Origin of the sequence: Lentibacter sp. (genome assembly GCF_029254145.1) — a bacterium.
Lineage (GTDB): Bacteria > Pseudomonadota > Alphaproteobacteria > Rhodobacterales > Rhodobacteraceae > Lentibacter.
In genome coordinates this window covers 17,015-35,147 of record NZ_JAQWYD010000101.1, presented here as the reverse complement: position 1 = coordinate 35,147, position 18,133 = coordinate 17,015, and the positions used below count along the sequence as shown (strand labels likewise).

16 protein-coding genes and 2 pseudogenes are annotated in these 18,133 nt (G+C 57.7%); 10 read left to right on the top strand and 8 right to left on the bottom strand.

The window, feature by feature from the left end:
- Positions 1 to 100 precede the first annotated feature (100 nt).
- The 5 genes from P8O11_RS11650 to P8O11_RS11630 form a co-directional block, all read right to left on the bottom strand.
- Positions 101 to 1,579, bottom strand: coding sequence for an ABC transporter substrate-binding protein (locus P8O11_RS11650; RefSeq protein WP_300294359.1), 1,479 nt, complete (start codon positions 1,577 to 1,579; stop codon positions 101 to 103).
- A gap of 266 nt (positions 1,580 to 1,845) precedes the next feature.
- Complete coding sequence (locus tag P8O11_RS11645; protein WP_300294357.1) at positions 1,846 to 3,135, bottom strand: acetylornithine deacetylase/succinyl-diaminopimelate desuccinylase family protein; 1,290 nt, start codon at positions 3,133 to 3,135, stop codon at positions 1,846 to 1,848.
- Between the two features lie 58 nt (positions 3,136 to 3,193).
- A complete protein-coding gene (gene rpe, locus P8O11_RS11640) occupies positions 3,194 to 3,880 on the bottom strand; it encodes a ribulose-phosphate 3-epimerase (protein WP_300294394.1) in 687 nt (228 codons plus the stop codon).
- On the bottom strand, positions 3,870 to 4,925 hold the full coding sequence (gene fba, locus P8O11_RS11635) for a class II fructose-bisphosphate aldolase (protein ID WP_300294355.1): 1,056 nt from the start codon (positions 4,923 to 4,925) through the stop codon (positions 3,870 to 3,872). Before fba ends, rpe begins: the two co-directional genes overlap by 11 nt.
- Positions 4,926 to 5,116: 191 nt before the next feature.
- Complete coding sequence (locus tag P8O11_RS11630) at positions 5,117 to 6,055, bottom strand: class 1 fructose-bisphosphatase (protein ID WP_300294353.1); 939 nt, start codon at positions 6,053 to 6,055, stop codon at positions 5,117 to 5,119.
- A gap of 164 nt (positions 6,056 to 6,219) precedes the next feature.
- Here P8O11_RS11630 and P8O11_RS11625 point away from each other — a divergent pair, with 164 nt between their 5' ends.
- From P8O11_RS11625 to P8O11_RS11590, 8 genes are all read left to right on the top strand, one after another.
- Entirely contained in the window at positions 6,220 to 7,854 is a 1,635-nt protein-coding gene (locus tag P8O11_RS11625; protein ID WP_300294351.1) for a long-chain-fatty-acid--CoA ligase, read from the top strand.
- A complete protein-coding gene (locus tag P8O11_RS11620; protein WP_300294392.1) occupies positions 7,854 to 8,672 on the top strand; it encodes an SDR family oxidoreductase in 819 nt (272 codons plus the stop codon). The genes P8O11_RS11625 and P8O11_RS11620 overlap by 1 nt, the downstream gene beginning before the upstream one ends.
- Complete coding sequence (locus P8O11_RS11615; RefSeq protein WP_300294350.1) at positions 8,672 to 9,136, top strand: MaoC family dehydratase; 465 nt, start codon at positions 8,672 to 8,674, stop codon at positions 9,134 to 9,136. The genes P8O11_RS11620 and P8O11_RS11615 overlap by 1 nt, the downstream gene beginning before the upstream one ends.
- Positions 9,136 to 9,801: a histidine phosphatase family protein gene (locus tag P8O11_RS11610; protein ID WP_300294348.1), complete on the top strand. Its 666-nt coding sequence runs from the start codon at positions 9,136 to 9,138 to the stop codon at positions 9,799 to 9,801. Before P8O11_RS11615 ends, P8O11_RS11610 begins: the two co-directional genes overlap by 1 nt.
- A 7-nt stretch (positions 9,802 to 9,808) precedes the next feature.
- Complete coding sequence (locus P8O11_RS11605) at positions 9,809 to 10,840, top strand: phosphotransferase family protein (RefSeq protein WP_300294346.1); 1,032 nt, start codon at positions 9,809 to 9,811, stop codon at positions 10,838 to 10,840.
- Positions 10,837 to 11,253: a PaaI family thioesterase gene (locus P8O11_RS11600; RefSeq protein WP_300294344.1), complete on the top strand. Its 417-nt coding sequence runs from the start codon at positions 10,837 to 10,839 to the stop codon at positions 11,251 to 11,253. The genes P8O11_RS11605 and P8O11_RS11600 overlap by 4 nt, the downstream gene beginning before the upstream one ends.
- Positions 11,250 to 12,290 (top strand): NADP-dependent oxidoreductase, encoded by a 1,041-nt coding sequence (locus P8O11_RS11595; protein WP_300294342.1) that lies wholly within the window; start codon positions 11,250 to 11,252, stop codon positions 12,288 to 12,290. Before P8O11_RS11600 ends, P8O11_RS11595 begins: the two co-directional genes overlap by 4 nt.
- Positions 12,291 to 12,579: 289 nt before the next feature.
- Positions 12,580 to 13,944: a D-alanyl-D-alanine carboxypeptidase family protein gene (locus P8O11_RS11590; protein WP_300294390.1), complete on the top strand. Its 1,365-nt coding sequence runs from the start codon at positions 12,580 to 12,582 to the stop codon at positions 13,942 to 13,944.
- A 52-nt stretch (positions 13,945 to 13,996) separates the two neighbouring features.
- Here P8O11_RS11590 and ccoS read toward each other — a convergent pair whose 3' ends face one another.
- Complete coding sequence (ccoS, locus tag P8O11_RS11585) at positions 13,997 to 14,158, bottom strand: cbb3-type cytochrome oxidase assembly protein CcoS (protein ID WP_089892511.1); 162 nt, start codon at positions 14,156 to 14,158, stop codon at positions 13,997 to 13,999.
- Positions 14,159 to 14,161: 3 nt separating this feature from the next.
- Positions 14,162 to 15,358, bottom strand: a pseudogene (locus P8O11_RS11580) (heavy metal translocating P-type ATPase); the annotation flags it as partial.
- Between P8O11_RS11580 and P8O11_RS11575 the strand changes: the two are divergent.
- Positions 15,354 to 15,848 (top strand): annotated as a pseudogene (locus tag P8O11_RS11575) (universal stress protein); the annotation flags it as partial. The pseudogenes P8O11_RS11580 and P8O11_RS11575 overlap by 5 nt on opposite strands.
- Before the next feature lie 96 nt (positions 15,849 to 15,944).
- Here the strand turns inward: P8O11_RS11575 and fnrL are convergent.
- Positions 15,945 to 16,691 (bottom strand): transcriptional regulator FnrL, encoded by a 747-nt coding sequence (gene fnrL / locus P8O11_RS11570; protein WP_300294340.1) that lies wholly within the window; start codon positions 16,689 to 16,691, stop codon positions 15,945 to 15,947.
- 66 nt (positions 16,692 to 16,757) lie between these two features.
- Here fnrL and hemN point away from each other — a divergent pair, with 66 nt between their 5' ends.
- Complete coding sequence (hemN, locus tag P8O11_RS11565) at positions 16,758 to 18,113, top strand: oxygen-independent coproporphyrinogen III oxidase (RefSeq protein ID WP_300294388.1); 1,356 nt, start codon at positions 16,758 to 16,760, stop codon at positions 18,111 to 18,113.
- Positions 18,114 to 18,133: the final 20 nt, after the last annotated feature.

Below are 18,133 nucleotides of genomic sequence, written 5' to 3'. Positions count from 1 at the left end.
GCGCCCCGCCCGCTCATTCGCGCCTCACCCTGTCTTTCTGTTCGCTCTAGATATCCAAATCCAGCGCCCGCAAAATACACAGGCGCTGGATATGATTGGCTCACTCAGCCCAAGACACGGCTGTCATGTCGTTGGCCTGCGTCGGCGCATTCTCCCAAAGCCCCTGAACACCCGCCTTAGCAATCGTTGGGATCGCAAGCTGGAAGAGATAGCCGTTTACATAATCTCCCGAAATCTTGCGCTGCATCTGCTCCAGAAGGGCCGAACGCTTGGCGGGGTCTGCCTCGGCCTCAAGCGCGGTGTTCATCGCTTGGAAATCCGCATCATCATACTGGAAGTAATAGTCAGGCCGCGCGTAAATCCCGATATCCATCGGCTCCGTGTGGCTCACAATCGTCAGGCCGAAGTCCTTGCCCTTGAACACCTCTTCAAGCCACTGCGCCCATTCCAGATTGGTGATCTCGGTCTGAATCCCCACCTCTCTGAGCTGCGCCGCGATGATCTCTCCGCCGCGACGTGCATATGAGGGCGGTGGCAGTTTCAGGGTTGTCGTGAAGCCTTCGGCAAAGCCCGCCTCAGCCAAAAGCGCCTTGGCTTTCTCGGGGTCATACGCGCTCCCTGTAGTCAGATCGACATAGTCAGGATTGTGCGGCGCAAAATGCGTGCCAATCGGCGTGCCAAGGCCAAACATCGCGCCATCAATAATAGCCTGACGGTCAATCGCATGGGCCATCGCCTCACGGACCTTCACGTTGTCAAACGGCGGCATCTTGTTGTTGGTGGAGAGGATCGTCTCGCCCTCGGTATTGCCCACAATCACTTGAAAGCGCGGATCAGCTTCAAACTGTGGCACGTTCTCAGGCGCGGGATAGCCCGCAAACACATCCACATCTTCCGCCATCACAGCCGCAAACGCCGCCGTCGGGTCGGAGATAAACTTGAACGTTACCTTATCAAGCTTCGCAGGCGTGCCCCAGTAGTCAGCATTCTTCTCAAGCGTGATATTGTCGCCCTGAACCCAGTTGGCAAACTTGAACGCGCCTGTGCCGACAGGGGCCTGCTTGATGTTTTCGATGCTCTCTGGCGCGACAATCACAGCGTCACCCCAAGCCAGATTGAACAGAAGCGAGCCATTCGGCGCGCTCAGAGTAATCTTAACAGTGCTCGCGTCGACAGCCTCAACATCAGCAATGCTCGCAAACAGTGCTTTCTGCGCATTGGCGCTGTCTTCAGCACGGGCGCGATCAAGGCTAAACTTGACGTCTTCCGCGTCCATGGTGGTGCCATCATGAAAGGTGACCCCCTCGGCAAGCTTGAACGTATAGGTCATCCCGTCATCCGAAATCACCCAGCTCTGCGCGAGACCCGGAATAATCGAGCCATCAGATGCGAAGCGTGTGAGCCCTTCAAAGACGTTGGAGTACAGGACAGAGTCAATCGCGCCAGCGGCGGCACTCGTCGGGTCGAGATGTGGCGGTTCAAGCTGCATCGCCAGCGTGATATCACTCTTGGCCATTGCGCCAGTGGCCACGATCATAGCCAAAGCGCTCGCCGTCGCAAATTTGAACAGTCCCATCATCTCTCTCCCTTTGGTCAGGCCACTCCATAGCCCATTTGTGCAAGTTTGCCCCCGAACAGGCAGACTCTTCAAGTGCTAACTCCAGAACGCGCGCCCAGAACGGGCAGACAGGCCACCTGCGTTAGCCGTGCGAACGCACCATTAAGTTAACGCTCGTTCATAATTTGCCTGTTTCGGCGGTGCACGCCTTATGCACGCATTGTGCACGCAAAACACCCCCCTAGAATCAGCGCTTTTTAAGGTCGTTAACTATGCGGTACGCCGCGTTAATTTTCTCGCCCGTCCAGCAGGTCCAAAAGGCTCCTCACCATCACCTGCGCGCTCTGTACCATCTCGTCAATTCCGACATATTCATCAGGCTTATGCGCAAGGTCCAGAATGCCGGGCCCATAGGCAATACAGTTCTTCAACCGCCCGATACGGTCAATGTGTTTTTGGTCATAAGTCCCTGGGGAAACAACATAATCTGCCTCTTTCCCCATGATATCACTGATCGCGCGAGCAACAGATTGCACCACAGGCGCGCTCTTTTCAGTCATCGTCGGCAAGACCCGCTGAAGCTCGCGCACATTAAAGGTGAAGTTCTCCCGCTCCGATTGCACATGCCTGAGCAGCCCGTGAATCTCCTCCTGCACCTCGTCGATATCCTCTTCAATCAGGAACCGGCGATCAATCACCATACGGCAGCTATCAGGCACGCAAGGGCTTGGTAAACCGGTATAATCTGGGTCTTGCTCGGCTTCGCCCCCATGGATCGAGTTGATGTTCATCGTGCTCTGCTTCGCCCCTTCAGGGACAACAGGCATATCCGTGCGTTTCAGCGCCAAAGCAGGGAAAAGCGAGCGTTCCATCTCGCTCACAACCGCCCCCATATGGCGCACAGCGCAGTCGCCAAGGAAAGGCATAGAGCCATGCGCAATCTCGCCATAGGTCTCGATTTCCGCCCACCAGACACCCCTGTGACCAAGGCAAATACGGTCATGCCCCAGCGGCTCAGGGATGATCACATGATGCACTTTTTCGGGGTTGAAATAGCCTTTTTCCGCCAAGTAGGCCACGCCCCCAAAGCCGCCAGACTCCTCGTCAGCCGTGCCCGATATTTCGATAGCGCCCGCAAAATCAGGGCAAATCGCGATGAAGGCTTCGGCGGCAATGATGCTCGCCGCCAGCCCGCCCTTCATGTCACAGGCCCCGCGCCCGTAAACCTTGCCGTCGATGACCTCGCCGCCAAACGGATCAGTAGTCCAGCCGCGCCCCACTTCCACGATGTCGATGTGGGAATTGAAGTGCACACATTCCCCGCCGCGCGGCCCCTCTTTGCGGGCCACAATGTTCCAGCGCGGATAGCGATCCGAATCGCCCAAAGCACCCTTGGCGCGGATGAGTTCCGTATGGAAACCATTCTTTAACAATCGCCGATCAAGATAGTCACATATCTCGCGATAGTTTTCCCCCGGCGGATTCAAAGTCGGAATTTTTATGAGGTCCTGACACAGCTCTACAAGGTCATCCCGCCGTGCGGCAATCTCTGCGCTCAATCGGTCAGCAAGGTTCATAGCTCGTCTCCTTAGAGACGTACTATGCGAAGCTCGCTGACCATGTTCAAGAGCCGCCTTAAAGCGCGGCGTTTGCCGCCGCTTTGATCGCGCGGATGTTTTCGCCGTAAACTTCAGGTTGGCTTACAGAGCCACCCCGAAACACAGCAGACCCCGCAACAAGCACATCGGCTCCCGCCACGGCCATCAAAGGCGCAGTCGTCGGGTCCATCCCGCCATCAATCTCGATGTGAATCTCGCGGTCCCCGATCATCTCGCGCAAGCTGCGCACCTTGCCTGTCATGTCGATATACTTCTGCCCGCCAAAGCCGGGGTTCACCGTCATCACACAAATAAGGTCAGTTAAATCAAGCAGATGCGCGACAGCCTCTGCTGGCGTGCCTGGGTTGAGCGCCACACCGGCCTTCATCCCTGCACCCTTGATCGCCTGCAACGTGCGGTGAATATGTGGTCCCGCCTCGATATGCGCGGTCAACACATCAGCACCCGCATCGGCATAAGCGTCGATGTACTGATCCACAGGCGAGATCATGAGGTGAACATCCATCACCGTCTTCACATGCGGGCGAAACGCCTTCACAGCCATCGGCCCAAAGGTGAGGTTCGGCACAAAATGCCCGTCCATCACATCAATATGGACCCAATCCGCTCCTTGCGCCTCAATCGCCTGAATTTCATGGCCAAAGTTGGCAAAATCTGCGCTCAGAATAGACGGGGCAATCTTAATATTACGATCAAACATCAAGTGATCCACTGTCATAGCGTTTCGCCATCGCGTCCATGCTGAGCGGGGTAATCTTGTCCGCATTTCCAGCCGTACCAAAGCGTTCAAAGCGGTCCAGACAGACCTCTTCCATCGCCTCCATCGCAGGGATCATAAACTTGCGCGGGTCAAATTCCTTAGGGCTTTCCTTGGCAATTTTGCGCCATGTGCCCGTGATGGCCATACGATTGTCAGTGTCGATATTGACCTTGCGCACGCCTGACTTGATGCCGCGCTCGATCTCTTCGACAGGCACACCATATGTCTGCGGCATCTCTCCGCCGTATTCGTTGATCAAGTCCTGCAAATATTGCGGTACGCTCGATGATCCATGCATCACAAGATGCACATTCGGGATCTTCGCGTGGATCTCTTCAATCCGCTTGATCGCAAGGGTTTCCCCCGTTGGTTTTTTCGAGAATTTATACGCCCCGTGGCTCGTACCACAAGCAATCGCAAGTGCGTCTACCTGCGTCAGCTTCACAAACTCTGCTGCCTCGTCAGGGTCTGTCAAAAGCTGGTCTTCGCTCAGCTTACCGCTCGCGCCAGAGCCGTCCTCTTCAGCGGCCTCCCCTGTCTCAAGGCTGCCCAAAACGCCGAGTTCGCCTTCTACAGACGCCCCGACCCAATGGGCCATCTGCGCGACTTTCTTGGTGATATCGACGTTATAATCCCAGTCCGCAGGCGTCTTCATATCCGCCTCCAGAGAGCCGTCCATCATCACGCTTGTAAAGCCGTGCTTGATCGCCGAAAGGCAGGTCTGCTCGTTGTTTCCGTGGTCCTGGTGCATGCAAAGCGGAATGGCCGGGTACATCTCGGCAAGCGCTCGGATGATATGCGCAAGCATCACATCACCAGCATAGGCGCGCGCGCCCCGACTCGCCTGCATAATCACTGGCGCATTCGCCTTCTCGGCCGCCTTCATAATAGCGAGCCCTTGCTCCATGTTATTGATGTTGAATGCCGGCACGCCGTAGTCATTTTCAGCAGCATGGTCGAGCAATTGGCGAAGCGTAATAAGAGCCATCAGGAACCTCGTGATGTAAAAAAGCAGATTTGCGCCTGCTTATCACGCCTCCCGCCAAAAGAGCCAGCCCGTTAGCGAAAACAAAACACTCGAAAGCGGTTCAATCCCTGCTCTTTTTCTTTCCCGAAATATCCCGGGGGTTTGGGGGCAGCGCCCCCAACCGGTCGGATGGCCCGAAGGGCCATTCGAATTCAGGCTTCGTAATGCGCCTTCACACTCGTAACCTCATCACTTGAGCCAAAGATAAATGGCGTGCGCGCGTGCAGCTCTGGTGCAGTCTTGTCCAAAATCCGCAGCTCCCCGTCATGCGCGCCCCCCCCCGCCTGCTCAATCAAAAAGGCAATCGGCGCACATTCATAAAGCATGCGCAGGCGTCCGTTTTCATAGCCTTTGCGCGCATCTGCAGGGTAAAGAAACACGCCACCGCGCGTCAGTATACGGTGGGTTTCCGCCACAAGGCTCGCAACCCATCGCATATTCATATTCTTTCCCTTTGCCCCCGTCTCTCCAGCCTCACACTCTTCAATATAAGCCTTCGCACCCTTTACCCAATGACGACGGTTGCTCGCATTGATCGCGTATTCCTTCGTCGCAGCAGGGATTTTTTTGCCGGTCTCGACAAGGACAAACTCGCCCGTCGCGGGGTCCATCGCATAGATCAGAACACCGTCGCCAAAGGTCACAGCCATGCCTGTTTGCGGCCCGAAGACAATATAGCCTCCAGCCACCTGCTCTCGCGCAGGCCGCAAGAAGCTCTCTTCCGCGCCGTCCTTTGCTTCAAAGATCGAGAAGATCGTACCGATAGAGACGTTCACATCAATATTGGAAGACCCATCAAGCGGATCAATCGCCAAAGCATATTTCCCCGCCCCGAGATCAAGCACGCCCTCTTGTTCCTCAGATGCATAAAAGCGCACAGCCGTCTCGCGCAACGCCGCCTCAAACATCTCGTCCGCCATGACATCAAGCGCCTTTTGCCCGTCGCCATCACTGTTCTCACCCACTTCAACACTGAGCGAGTCGCCCAGCGCACCACGTGCAATGATCGCGGCAACGTCACGCCCGACACGGGTCAATGCCTCCATCACAGGCAGCAAATCGGCGGGAATATGATCGGGTGAAAGAGGCATGGACTGATTCCTTTAAACTGTCTGCTCTCCCTATCACAGATTTCTGGCAGGATTTGAATCCCATGTTCCGTCGCAACGTCACGAGCAGAGCCCCCGCGAAACAGGCTTGGAGTTCGCCCTGTCTCACGGTTAGGCTTGCGCAAAACAAACGGGAGGAGGCCCCAATGAAGGGAATGATGATGCAGCAGTCGCTGTTGATCAGTGATATTTTGAACTACGCCGCCGATGCACATGGCGACAGTGAGATCATATCAGTGCGCACCGAAGGCGACCTTCACCGCCAAACCTACCGCGAAACAGCGGCGCGCGTGGCCCAGCTTGCCCATGCGCTCAAAGCGAAAGGCATCAAGACAGGCGATCGTGTGGCGACCCTTGCTTGGAACGGCTACCGCCATTTTGAACTTTACTATGGCGTCTCGGGCCTCGGCGCGGTCGTGCACACAATCAACCCGCGCCTATCTCCCGAACAGCTTATCTATATCGTCAACCATGCCTCCGATAAGATGCTCTTCACCGATGTTACGTTTGTGCCGCTTCTGGAGGCTGTGAAAGATCACCTGCCCCAAGGCCTCACCTACGTGGTCATGACGGACCGCGCGCACATGCCTGAGAATACACTTGGCGCGCTCTGCTATGAAGAGCTTCTCCAAGGGCAGCCAGAGCATATCGACTGGCCGCAGATGGACGAAAATACAGCCGCCGCGCTTTGTTATACCTCCGGCACAACAGGCAACCCGAAAGGCGCGCTTTACTCGCATCGCTCCACAGTGCTGCACGCGCTTTTCGTCACGCTCGTCTTGGGCGCAGGGTATCCACCTGCCTCCAAAATTCTCCCCGTCGTGCCACAGTTTCACGTTAACGCATGGGGTCTGCCCTATGCGGCTCCTCTCATGGGTCACTCCCTTGTCATGCCCGGTGGTGCGCTTGATGGCCCCAGTCTCTTCAAGCTCATGGACAGCGAAAAGGTCTTCTCGGCTTGGGGCGTGCCAACGGTCTGGCAGGGCCTCATGGCCGAGATCAAAGCACAGGGCCGCAAGCCAGAAGGTTTCTCTGAAGTGGTGGTTGGCGGCTCGGCTGCACCTCGCTCTATGATTGAAGGTTTTGAGAAATTAAGCGTCGACGTCGTTCACGCATGGGGCATGACCGAGATGAGCCCAATCGGTACCCACGGCAAAATGCCCGAATGGATTAAGTCGAAAAGCTTTGACGAGCAAATCGATAAAAAGTCTCTGCAAGGCCGCCGTATGTTCGGCGTTGACCTCAAGATCAACGACGAAGACGGCAACCGCCTCCCCCATGATGGCGTCGCTGCTGGCGAGCTCTTCGTGCGTGGCAACGGGATCATCTCGGGCTATTACAACAACGAAGAGGCGAACCAATCCGCCTTTGACGCCGAAGGCTGGTTTGGCACAGGCGATATCGCCAGCATCGATGCGCACGGTTTCCTCAACATTCAGGACCGCGCCAAGGATCTGGTAAAATCAGGGGGCGAGTGGATCAGCTCGATTGATCTTGAAAACACAGCTATCTCTCACCCCGATATCGCCAGCTGCGCCGTCATTGCGATAGCTCACCCCAAATGGGACGAGCGCCCCGTTCTTGTCGCCGTGCCCGCAAGCGAGGCGAGGCCCAGCCTTGAAGAACTGCACGCGCATATGGCCGAGCATTTCGCCAAATGGCAACTGCCTGACGATCTGGTCTGGGTCGAAGCCATGCCACTTACCGCGACAGGCAAGGTGAGCAAACTCACCCTACGAAAACAATTTGAAGATTACACACTTCCGGAGCTGCGCACATGATGACCCCGTCAAACCTCTTTGATCTCACAGGCAAGGTCGCCCTCGTCACTGGTGGCGCCACAGGCATTGGCCGCATGGCCGCCGAGGGCCTTGTCGCAGCAGGTGCGCGGGTGTTTATCGCATCCCGCAAAGCTGAGGCCTGCGAGGCTGTTGCAGCGGAGCTGAACACCAAGGGGTATTCAGGAACAGCCGAGGGCTTTGGCGGTGATGTGGCGACCGAAGAGGGCATCGCCGCTCTCGTGGCCGAGGTGCAGAGCCGCACGGATGCACTTCACATCCTGATGAACAACGCCGGCCGCTCTTGGGGCGCACCGATGGGCCAGCACCCCTATGACGCTTGGGACAAGCTTCTCAAACTCAATGTGCAAGGCATGTTCCACCTGACACAATCACTCCTGCCTCTGCTCCTCAAAGCCGCCCGCTTTGAAGATCCCGCTCGCGTGGTCAATGTCGGCTCCGTGATGGGTGAAGTGCCCAAGGGCACAGCAACTTACTCCTATGCCGTGTCCAAAGGGGCTGTGCACCACATGACCCGCGTACTCTCAAACGACCTTGCACCTGAGTTCATAACCGTGAACGCCATCGCGCCTGGCCCCTTCCCCTCCAAGATGACAGACTTCGCTCTCGGCTCTGAAGAGGGCCGCGCAGAATCCGCCAAAGGCGTGCCACTTGGCCGCGTCGGTACAGCTGAAGACATCGCAGGCGCGCTCCAGTTTCTCTGTTCGCGCGCGGGGGCCTATGTCAGCGGCGCAATCCTGCCACTCTCAGGCGGGATGCAATCTGCCGCCCCCATCTCGATCTTCAACGAGGATCTCTAATGGCAAAGCAACTGACAGTAGAACAAATGCAGGCGCAGCTCGGCCAAGTGGTCGGGGTAAGCCGCTGGTATGAAATGAGCGCTGCACGCATCAAGGCCTTCGCCGATGTGACAGAAGACTGGCAACCCATCCACATTGATGACGCCGCAGGCGCGGCAAGCCCCTTTGGCAGCACAATTGCTCATGGTTTTCTGACGCTCTCGCTGCTCTCTGCCATGGTCTATGAAATGCCCGCTCTGCAAGGGGAAGCGATCGGGGTCAACTACGGCTTTGAGCGCGTGCGCTTCCTCTCGCCAGTGCCCACAGGCGCGCGCGTTCGCGGGCATTTTACATTGGCCGAGATATCCCTGCGGGCCGACGGTGGATATATGCTGACCTATGATGTCAGCGTCGAAATCGACGGGCAGACAAAGCCAGCACTCGCCGCCCGCTGGCTTGGCCTACGCTATCTGGAGCGCGCGTGATGCCCACGCTCATTCTCATTCGCCATGCCCAAGCCAGCTTTGGGGCGGCTGACTATGACGAACTCTCCCCACTCGGCCATGAACAATCTCGCGCGCTCGGGCAAGCGCTCAAAGCACTCGGGATTTCCCCCGATGCCGTCTGCCTTGGTGCGCAAAAACGCCACCGCCAGACCTGGGAAGGGATAAACCAGGCACTCGGGCATATCGTCCCGCCACGCATCCTCCCAGGCTTCAACGAGTTTGACTTTGGCGGTCTGCTTGAGGCGCGCTATGCTGGCCGCGCCCGCCCTGACAACCTGCACACAGAGCGCCGCGCACATTTCAAAGCGCTGCGCGAAACGGTATTAGAGTGGCAGAAAGGTGAAATCAGCGATCCGCCCGAAAGCTACGCCGCCTTCGCCGCCCGCGTGCGCACAGCCCGCACCGAAGCGATGAGCGAAGGTCATGAGACTGTGCTTGTCGTTTCTTCAGGTGGCGCCATCGGCCAGACTGTGGGCGACGTCATGGGCGCGCCCGCCGACGCCATGATCCGGCTGCAACTGCAGATCAAGAACTGCGCCATGGCGCGGCTCATCGTGACGCCCCGTGCCGAACACCTGAGCACGTTCAACGAAACACCCCATATCACCGCCGCCAATGAAGCGCGGCTACTGACCTATAGCTGAGGCCAAAATGACGGACGCAAACACACTTGATACAGAGGCGGTCAGCCAGTGGCTCAGCACTCACCTGGACGACTTTTCAGGCCCGTTGACGGCCGAAAAATTTGCCCAAGGCCAATCCAACCCCACCTATCTGCTCAAAACCCCAACGCGTGATTATGTGCTGCGCCGCAAGCCCGCGGGGGTGCTGCTCAAGTCAGCACACGCCGTAGAGCGCGAGTTTCGCGTGCAAAAGGCGCTGGCAGCCTCCGATGTTCCTGTCGCTCACATGCATGTGCTTTGTGAAGACACAAGCGTGATCGGCTCGGCCTTTTACGTCATGGACGCCATCAAAGGCCGCAGTTTTGGCGAACCGACAATGCCCAGCCTCGCGCCCGCCGAACGCCACGCCGTTATTGATGAGATGAACCGCGTTCTAGCGGCAATCCATGACGTAGATATCACCGCTGCGGGCCTTGCCGACTATGGCCCTGAGGGCAATTATTACGCCCGCCAGATCAGCCGTTGGGCCCAGCAATACGAGGCCAGTCAGACCACCAACATCCCGGATATGACCGCGCTCATAGACTGGCTGCAAAACAACATGCCCGAAGACGACGGCCAGCGCACCCTTGTCCACGGCGACTACCGCATCGATAATCTTCTCTTCGCTCCTGACAGCGCCCAGATCAGCGCTGTGCTTGATTGGGAGCTGTCCACAATAGGTCATCCCTACGCCGATCTTGCCGCTGTGATCATGCAATGGTCCATGCCCCAAGGCGCCGAGGGGCGCGGCCTTCTCGGGGTTGACCGCGCTGCCCACGGCCTGATGTCCGATGAAGAGTTCATCGCAGCCTACTGCGCGCGCCGCGGCCTTTCAGGCATCGACAATTTCGGCTTCTACCTGGCCTTCTCCTACTTCCGAATGGGCGCTATCCTGCAAGGCGTGCTCAAGCGCGCGTTGGATGGCAACGCCTCCTCTCCTGACCAAGCCAAGCGCCTCGGCGCTTACGTTCCCGCCTTCGCCGAAGCGGGTCTCAAAGCCGCAAGGACCGTTACATGACCTCTCTTATCGAAGCTCCATACCCCTTTCAGGAAACCCTCGGGTTTACCGTCACAGATTGGTCGGATGGCGCCTGCACACTAACCCAGCCGCTCCATGATCATCTCGGCAATCGCTATCACATCCTCCATGGCGGGGTGCATGCAACTCTCCTCGACACAGCCATGGGCTTTGCCGTTGCCTATACGGGTGATCCAGATCTGCGCCAGCTCGTCATGACCCTCTCGCTCAACGTCAATTACCTCGGTGTTGCCACGGGTGATGCCGTCACAGCCACTGGGCGCAAGACAGGCGGAGGCCGAAAAACAGCCTTCGCTTCGGGCGAGCTTCATGACAGCACAGGCGCCCTAATCGCGACAGCCACAGCCGTGTTCCGCTATCGCGGCACAGAACAAAGGACAGATACCAAATGAGCGACACGATGCAGCAAATGACCCTTGCCGCCCGCCCTGTCGGCGCGCCCAAGGACAGCGACTTCGCTTTGGTCGAAAAGCCACTGCCAATACCTGCAGAAGGCGAAGTGCTTGTGCGCCTCCATGCCTTTTCGCTTGATCCCTACATGCGCGGACGCATGGATGATGCCAAGAGCTACGCCGCCCCCGTGCCCATAGGCGGCGTCATGGAAGCGGGTGGTGTTGGAGAAGTCATTGCCTCCCAGTCCCCGCACTTTAATGTGGGCGATATCGCTTTTGGTATGTTCGGCTGGGCAAGTCACGGATGCCTTCCTGCCAACCAGCTGCGCAAACTCGATGATGCGCTGCCAACGTCAACAGCCCTTGGCGTCCTCGGAATGCCGGGCTTCACAGGCTGGTATGGCCTCACACAGCTGGGCCGCCCCAAAGCAGGGGAAACCCTCGTTGTCGCGGCTGCGACTGGCCCTGTCGGCTCCATGGTTGGCCAGATGGCCAAAGCACGCGGCCTACGCACTCTCGCCATCGCAGGCGGCGCAGACAAATGTGCACTGGCGCTTGAGAAATTCGGCTTTGACGCCGCAATCGACCACCGCGCACATAAAGATGCCAGCAGCTTGCGCAAAGCCATTGCAGAAGCGGCCCCCAAAGGCATTGATATCTACTTTGAAAATGTCGGCGGCAAAGTCTTTGAAGCCGTGCTGCCCCTGATGAACACCTTCGGGCGCATTCCCGTCTGCGGGATGATCTCGGGCTACAACTCAGGCGCGCTCGGCGGCGGAGCTGTCGCGGAGGGGCCAGACAGGCTTCCCGTGCTCTGGCGCTCCATTCTGGTCAAGCAGATGTCCGTGAACGGCTTTATTATCTCAAACCACTACGATCAGTATCCCGCCTTCCTCAAAGAGGTCGCACCGCTCGTCGCCACAGGCCAGCTCGCTTATCTTGAAGATATCGCCGAGGGGCTTGAAAATGCCCCCCGCGCCTTCATCGGGCTTCTGGAAGGGCGCAATATAGGCAAGCAGATCGTCAAGCTGACCTGAGCAAATCACCAACAGGATCTGCCGTGTCAAATCATGGCAGACCCTGCCACATTCCTGCCACAATGCAGCATCTTGGGGGTCATTCCCTCAATGCCACTACATGTGCCTAAAATTCGTCGACTCAAGCACAAAATGAAAACTTTATTCAATAGCCACGATATGTTAGCGTTTTCTCAATAAATTCGTCAGCCGAGAAAATCGGCGGCATCTGAGGCAGAAAAAGGCAAGAGCTGTGAGACAGTGTATCTCGATGGTCCGTTTGGGCCCGATCTTCTTTGCATGGATAATGATGCTGATTGCGCTTCCAATGGCCGCTGTCGCAGCACCCTATGCTGCACTGGTCATGGACGCGAGAACAGGCGAAGTCCTGCACTCCGAAAACGCCGACACGCGTCTTCACCCCGCCTCACTCACCAAAATGATGACGCTGTACATCGCTTTTGAAGCGGTCGAAAAAGGCGAGATCAGCCTCGACACAAATATCCGCGTTTCCAAGAACGCAGCCTCCGAGCCGCCCTCCAAGCTCGGGCTTCAGGCAGGCCAGCGCATCAAGCTGCGCCACTGCATCCGCGCTGCGGCCATCAAATCCGCCAACGACTGCGCCACCGCCATCGGCGAGGCTATCTCAGGGTCGGAGGCCAAGTTTGCCCGCCGCATGAACCGCACAGCGCTTGCCCTCGGCATGACACGCACAACATTCAAAAACGCACACGGCCTCACAGAAAACGGACACATGTCGACAGCGCGTGACATGAGCATTCTTGGCCGCCACGTGCTCTATGACTACCCCGAGTATTACAACCTCTTCTCGCGCAGAACCGCTGACGCAGGCATCCGCGAAGTCGCCAACACAAACCGCCGCCTTCTCGCTGCCTACAAAGGCGCCGACGGGATCAAAACGGGATACACCCGCGCGGCTGGCTTCAACCTCGTGTCCTCTGCCCAGCGCGGCAACGAGCGTATCATCGCCACAGTTTTTGGCGGCCGCTCGACAGCCACACGCAACGCCCGCATCGCTGAACTGCTAGACCTTGGCTTCCGCAAAGCGCCAAGCCGCGCGCGGATCAACAAGCCCGACACGCCTGACTACGGCACAGAGACAGGCCCGCTGATCGCCAGCAATGGCGGCTCGAACGACGGCAAGGCTGGCAAAACCATTCGCTTGGTCACCGCGGTCAAAACAAGCCTGCGCCCACAAATGCGCCCGATGGCAGAGCCCGCACCGGTGCTTGTGGCGATGAAGGATGATATCAAAGAAGCTCTGCAACAGGCCCAAGCCGCAAATATCGTGGTCGCGCCCTCCGTCAAGCCCGAAGCACGGCCCGCCGATCTGATCCTTGCCTCCGTTCAAAGCTCTGTTCAGCCCCGAGCCGCAGCACAGCCACGTGAAGTGGTCACCCGCCTCTCAACATCGGGTGGCAAACACTGGGGTATCAACGTGGGCCGCTTCAACTCACGGTATCAAGCCGAGCGCGCCCTGCTCAAGACAGCCCTCAACGAGATGGAAACCCTCGATGGCTCTCTGCGCAGTGTTGTGAAACGTCCCAAAGGCTTTGAAGCAAACTTCAATGGCCTGACGCGCGAGCGCGCAGAAACTGCCTGCCGTCGCCTTCAGGCGCGTAATGTCACATGCTTCATGATGGGGCCAGGCTAAGCCAGCCACAGGCGTCTACCCAACAAACAAACTTACACTCAGCCCGTACGGCCTAGTCCTGCTTGGGCTTGTTGTCGTACTCGTCTGACAAGATGCGGCGCGCATCCCCTTCTGGGTCGTCGTACTGGTCGGTCTTGAGTGTAAAGATAAAGAAGCCAAGCCCGACAGCACCCAAGATCAAAGAGATCGGGATCAGATAACTCAGAATATTCAAATCCTATCCTCTCAGACGCAGAGCATTGAGCGAAACTGTGATCGAGGAGGTCGACATCGCCAAAGCCGCGATGAGCGGCGTCGCCATCCCCGCTACAGCCAGCGGTACCGCGATAATATTGTAAATTGTCGCGATCTGGAAGTTCTCTTTGATACGGCGCACAGCGGAGCGCGCTGTTTCTGTCGCTTCGGCGATGGGCGCGAGATTTCCGCCCAGAAGTACAATATCGCTGGCCACACGGGCCGCATCCAGGGCGCTCGCTGGCGAGATCGAGACATGCGCCGCCGTAAGTGCCGCCGTATCATTCAGCCCGTCCCCGACCATCAGGACATGGTGACCCTCTGCCGCGAGCGCTGCGATACGCTCGGCTTTGTCACGCGGCAGCGCTTCGGCAATCCATGTTTCAATACCGAGCCGCTCTGCCATCGCCTCAACAGCAAGGCGCGTATCCCCTGACATCAAGATCACGTTTTTCCCCGTCGCCTTAAGCGCGCTCACTGCCTCTTCCGCGCCTGGGCGCAAACTGTCGGCAAATTCAAAAGCCACCGCTGGGCCTTCGCCACGTTGCAGCCAGCTACTGGTCTGCTCACCCGCGTCTGCACCAACCCACGCGGCACGCCCAAGACGGACGCGCTGCCCATCAAGCAAACCTTCCACCCCATAGCCAGGAACTTCGCTCTGCGCAGTCAGCACCACAGGCGTAACACCCATCGCTTTGCCCGCCGCCCAGATCGCGCGCGAAAGCGGATGTGAAGACCCTTCCGCAAGCGCCATCGCAAGCGCCATATCTTGCCGCGAGATTGCCGCTCCATTGGTCAGCTCAGGTGTGCCCTCAGTCAGCGTGCCTGTCTTGTCAAAAACAACAGTATCAATCTGCGCCAAACGCTCCATCGCTGTCTCATGCTTGATCAGCATCCCCTTGCGAAACAGCTTGCCGCTCGCCGCCGTGGTCACCGCTGGCACAGCCAGCCCAAGCGCACAAGGGCAGGTGATGATGAGAACAGCCGCAGCGATATTGAGCGCAACGCGCATGTCACCAGAGTAAAGCAACCAGCCCAGAAAAGCCAAAGCAGACAGGATATGAACCCCGGGCGCATAGAGCTTGGCCGCCGCATCCGCCAGAGAAGTGTATTTTGAGCGGCCAGACTCGGCAATCGCCACCAAGTCCGCCATACGGTGCAAGGATGTCTCCTCGCCCACCCCCTACGGCGAGGACCGCGGCCAGGAACAAGAAGCCCTTGTGGAAGCCTGCCTGTTCGAAGCAGGCGTGCCTGTGCTTATTGTGCCCGAAAAGCGCGCGCCCGTTGGCGCCTATGAAACCGTGATCATCGGCTGGAACGAGAGCGACGAAGCGCTCGGCGCAATCCGCGCAGCGATGCCGATCCTGAAGCAAGCCAAGAACGTGCATGTGGTCGTTATTGACCCGCCCAAACACGGGCCAAACCGCTCCGATCCGGGTGGTCTGCTCTCCGTTTGGCTCGCGCGCCACGATGTGCATGTTGAAATAGACGTTCTGTCAAAGACCATGCCACGCATCTCGGATGTGCTCCTGCGCCACGCCAGCGATATAGACGCAGATTTGATCGTGATGGGGGCCTATGGCCATTCCCGCTTCCGCGAAGCCATCCTTGGCGGCGCAACACGCTACATGCTTGAGCAATCCAAACTGCCTGTTCTTATGGCGCATTAGGCCAGCTTCGAATTTCGCTTCGCGAAATCCGACCAAGGTGGGGGACTAGTCCCCCACACCCCCTAGGATATTTTTAGAAAGAAAAAGAGCAGGCGGTCAGCTCAGCATCCCATCATCAGAATCATCGCCTGCTTCTTCGGAGAGGCGGTCAAAATCTGGTACGATCACGTGGCGCTTACCAACGAGGTCAATCACGCCATCTCGCTTAAGCGCATTGACCTGTCGGCTCACGGTCTCCAGCGTCAGGCCGAGATAGTCTGCCATCGCTTCACGCGTCAGCGGCAGATCAAACTCAAGCGGACCTTCAACGCCCGCCAGATTGAGCGTCGCATCGCGACGGGCGATAATGCTCAACAAGCTGGCAATTTTTTCACGCGCAGTCTTGCGGCCCAAAACGAGCATCCACTCGCGGGCGGCGTCAAGCTCGTCCAATGTCATTTCGAGCAAGCGTTGTGCAATATGCGGCGTGCGCATCATCATGTCTTCAAACGGTTTCTTACGAAAACAGCACATGACCAGATCGGTTGTCGCAACCACATCATAGGCCGCAGACTCGCGGCCAGGGCGGCCAACAAAGTCAGACGGCAACAAAAGCCCAACCATCTGCGTGCGGCCATCTTCCATCGCCTGCGTCAGCGAGGCCACACCCTGCACCACAGAGCCGACAAACTCCATACGATCTCCCGACCAGACCACTGTTTGGCCCGCTTCATAGGATCGATAATACTTGATTTCCTCAAGCCGGAGAAGCTCGTCGCTCTCACAACGCGCACAGACAGCTCTGTGTCTGATAGGGCACTCGCCACACTCACGTGGCACATCAACCGTTACTGACTTCTGCATTCATTCACGTCGCGCGCTTGATCTGTATCAATGACGATACAGACTCGTCCCCATAAATCTACTCGGATGATGACAAAAACTCAACTCGCCAGCATGGGGCTATTTGACGCGAAGGTGCCGCGTTACACAAGCTATCCAACGGCCCCGCAATTCACCCCAGCAATTACAAGCGATATGTTCGCCAAGTGGATCACTCTGATCCCTGCTGGAAGTGAAATTTCTTTATATATCCACGTGCCTTTCTGCCGCAGGCTCTGTTGGTTCTGTGCGTGCCGGACCCAAGGCACTCAAAAAGAAGAACCCGTGCGCGCCTATCTTGAAATTCTCAAAGCAGAGCTGGCCTTGCTCAAGCAAACGCTTCCCAAAGGCGTCACTCTTGCGCGCCTGCATTGGGGCGGTGGAACGCCCACACTCCTGAGCGCCGATATGATGCGCGATCTCGCCGCCGAGATTGCCTCGGTTGCGCCTTTTGCGCCCAATTATGAATTCTCCGTCGAAATCGATCCAAATGAAATCGACAGCACACGCCTTGATGCGCTCGCCGCCGCAGGGATGAACCGCGCCTCCATTGGCGTGCAGGATTTTGACGATGAAATCCAGCAAGCCATCGGTCGTATCCAGAGCTTTGAAGCCACCCGTAGCGCGATCGATATGATCCGTGCCCATGGCGTGGAAAGCCTCAATGCCGATATCCTCTTTGGCCTGCCTCACCAGTCCCAAGCGCGGATCACAGAAAGCGTGCAGAAGCTTCTTGCGCTCTCGCCTGATCGTGTCGCCCTTTATGGCTATGCGCATGTGCCGTGGATGGCCAAGCGCCAGCAGATGATCCCGTCTGACGCGCTCCCAACACCAGAAGAACGGCTTGATCTCTTTGAAACAGCGCGCAAGCTCTTCGTCTGGGATGGCTACGCCGAAATCGGGATTGATCATTTCGCCCGCCCCGAAGACGGGCTAACCCGTGCCCAAAAAGCAGGCACCCTGCGCCGCAACTTTCAGGGCTATACCGATGACACGAGCGATGTGCTCGTCGGGCTCGGAGCCTCTTCCATCTCACGCTTCCCGCAAGGCTATGCGCAAAACGCGCCTGCCACTTCGGCACATGCCAAGAAAGTTTCCGAAGGCAGCTTCTCGACATCCCGGGGCCATGTCTTCTCCGCTGAAGACAAGCTGCGCAGCCGTATCATCGAGATGATCATGTGCGATTTCCGCGTCTCTTCTGCCGAGCTTCTGGCAGAGCACGATATCGCGCCTGCCGCGCTCGCAGCGATGCTGAACGAGGCCAACACAAGCTTCGGCAACCGCCTCAAAACCTGCGCAGAAGGTCTCTATATTCCCGAAGAGATGCGCCCGCTCACCCGCCTGATCGCCCGCGCCTTTGACGCCTATGATCTGAGCAAAGCGGGCCACAGCTCAGCCATCTGAGCAAAACGCAACCCAACGCT

Bases quoted from the DNA above. Each gene is read 5' to 3' on its own strand.
- P8O11_RS11590 (WP_300294390.1), top strand. From the start codon at position 12,580: ATGCTGATTGCGCTTCCAATGGCCGCTGTCGCAGCACCCTATGCTGCA.
- P8O11_RS11595 (WP_300294342.1), top strand. From the start codon at position 11,250: ATGAGCGACACGATGCAGCAAATGACCCTTGCCGCCCGCCCTGTCGGC.
- P8O11_RS11625 (WP_300294351.1), top strand. From the start codon at position 6,220: ATGAAGGGAATGATGATGCAGCAGTCGCTGTTGATCAGTGATATTTTG.
- fba (WP_300294355.1), bottom strand. From the start codon at position 4,925: ATGGCTCTTATTACGCTTCGCCAATTGCTCGACCATGCTGCTGAAAAT.
- P8O11_RS11620 (WP_300294392.1), top strand. From the start codon at position 7,854: ATGACCCCGTCAAACCTCTTTGATCTCACAGGCAAGGTCGCCCTCGTC.
- P8O11_RS11630 (WP_300294353.1), bottom strand. From the start codon at position 6,055: ATGCCTCTTTCACCCGATCATATTCCCGCCGATTTGCTGCCTGTGATG.
- P8O11_RS11615 (WP_300294350.1), top strand. From the start codon at position 8,672: ATGGCAAAGCAACTGACAGTAGAACAAATGCAGGCGCAGCTCGGCCAA.
- P8O11_RS11605 (WP_300294346.1), top strand. From the start codon at position 9,809: ATGACGGACGCAAACACACTTGATACAGAGGCGGTCAGCCAGTGGCTC.
- P8O11_RS11610 (WP_300294348.1), top strand. From the start codon at position 9,136: ATGCCCACGCTCATTCTCATTCGCCATGCCCAAGCCAGCTTTGGGGCG.
- hemN (WP_300294388.1), top strand. From the start codon at position 16,758: ATGATGACAAAAACTCAACTCGCCAGCATGGGGCTATTTGACGCGAAG.
- P8O11_RS11645 (WP_300294357.1), bottom strand. From the start codon at position 3,135: ATGAACCTTGCTGACCGATTGAGCGCAGAGATTGCCGCACGGCGGGAT.
- fnrL (WP_300294340.1), bottom strand. From the start codon at position 16,691: ATGCAGAAGTCAGTAACGGTTGATGTGCCACGTGAGTGTGGCGAGTGC.
- P8O11_RS11600 (WP_300294344.1), top strand. From the start codon at position 10,837: ATGACCTCTCTTATCGAAGCTCCATACCCCTTTCAGGAAACCCTCGGG.
- P8O11_RS11650 (WP_300294359.1), bottom strand. From the start codon at position 1,579: ATGATGGGACTGTTCAAATTTGCGACGGCGAGCGCTTTGGCTATGATC.